The 1,322-nt window shown below is 69.3% G+C and carries 3 protein-coding genes; all 3 read left to right on the top strand.

Features of this window, described 5'->3' with window-relative positions; translation table 11 throughout:
• Positions 1–166 precede the first annotated feature (166 nt).
• Positions 167–400, top strand: a complete 234-nt coding sequence (locus ACFTWP_RS41795; protein WP_378711741.1) for a hypothetical protein — start codon at positions 167–169, stop codon at positions 398–400.
• A 43-nt stretch (positions 401–443) separates the two neighbouring features.
• Positions 444–887 carry a hypothetical protein gene (locus ACFTWP_RS41790; RefSeq protein WP_376914040.1) on the top strand — a complete coding sequence of 148 codons (444 nt, stop codon included), beginning with the start codon at positions 444–446 and terminating at the stop codon, positions 885–887.
• Between the two features lie 60 nt (positions 888–947).
• A partial coding sequence (locus ACFTWP_RS41785) for a hypothetical protein (protein WP_380270405.1) occupies positions 948–1,322 on the top strand: 375 nt, incomplete at its 3' end.

Genomic DNA, 1,322 nt, shown 5'->3' with positions numbered 1-1,322 from the left:
GGCGACTTCCGCTGACCCACCGGCCCGCCGTGGAGACGCGGCGGGCCACCCTGCTTGACCGGTGATCGCCGGTATGTGACACTGCCCGCAGGCGCCACTCGTGTGCCTGCGATCTTCCCCGAAGCCCCCGCCACGTGCGGGGGCTTCGGCGTTCCCGGGGGGTGCAATGGACTGGCCGTATCCGGAAGAGCTGGTGTACGGACGCGACGCAGCAGCTGCGGCCGGGGTGCCGGAGCGGATGGTGCGCTCCTGGGCATCCCGGGGGAAGGTCCGCTCCTTCAAGGGCGACGGCCGACCGTCCGGCAACGGGCACCTCGCGCGGACCATGTACGCGCTGCCCGACGTGCTCGCCGCAGCCGCCGACTACCGGCCGGTGCCTCAGCGGGCGCGGGCGGGGTGAGGAGCTGTACCCTCATCGCCTACCGCAAGCCAAGGGGGCGCTGATGAGCTTCGACATACCTTCCGGCACCGTGTTCGTGATGCTGAAGGGGGACGCGGCCCGGCTCGATGAAGCCATTGCAGCGCTCGCGGAAGCAGGCATCTCCGGCGGCCTGTCCGACCGCGGAGCTGACCTCGTGGAGGCGTACTTCCACGACGGTAGCGATAGGCCTTCGAGCGAGTTCGGCGACCAGTGCACGGCGCGCGCCCAGCAGGCGGTGGCTCACCTGGGCTTCACCTCCCAGGGGTTCGGCACGCAGGTGAACGACGCTTCCACGATCCGTCCCGTCTTCGACCGGCGCACTGGGAAGCATGTCGACAGCGTCCATGACCGTCACCCATTGCTGCCCGTGGCGCAGCAGCTCCTGGACATCTCCGAGCGTCACAACGTCCCTCTGGAGGAGCTGGACGTCAGGGATAACCAGGCGTTCGATATCCCGACGGAGTAGCTGCATCACAGTCCCGTCACACCGCCCACGCGCTGCCCACAGGTGCGGGAGGGTGACGGGATGACACATCGCACCCGCACCATGACCATCACCGCCGCTGCTATCGCCTCGCTCCTGCTCGCCGGATGCGGCGGGGACAGTGAGGACAGCAAGGCCGCCGAGACGCCGCCGGCCGAGGAGCAGCAAGGGACGGACGAGGAGGCGGCTCTCGAAGAGAGCGTCCGCGCCTACACCGAGGCGCTGTTCGCGCCGGACGCCGACACCGCCTACGAACTGCTGTCCACGCGCTGCAAGGACGAGATCTCCTCCACCGAGTTCGTCGGCATGGCGGACTTGGCGCACCAGAGCTACGGCGCCCGCACGATCGAGACCGTCAGCATCGACCAGCTGTCCGGCGATCTCGCGCGCGTCTCCTACACCGTCGGCGTCCCGGAC

It is taken from the genome of Kitasatospora sp. NPDC057015 (assembly GCF_042673745.1).
Classification (GTDB): domain Bacteria; phylum Actinomycetota; class Actinomycetes; order Streptomycetales; family Streptomycetaceae; genus Kitasatospora.
Note: the sequence above shows the minus strand (reverse complement) of the source record. Positions and strands in the feature narration are given on the sequence as shown.

What these genes read in the sequence shown, in the direction of transcription:
- ACFTWP_RS41790 (WP_376914040.1), top strand. Translation starts at nt 444, where the DNA reads ATGAGCTTCGACATACCTTCCGGCACCGTGTTCGTGATGCTGAAGGGG.
- ACFTWP_RS41795 (WP_378711741.1), top strand. Translation starts at nt 167, where the DNA reads ATGGACTGGCCGTATCCGGAAGAGCTGGTGTACGGACGCGACGCAGCA.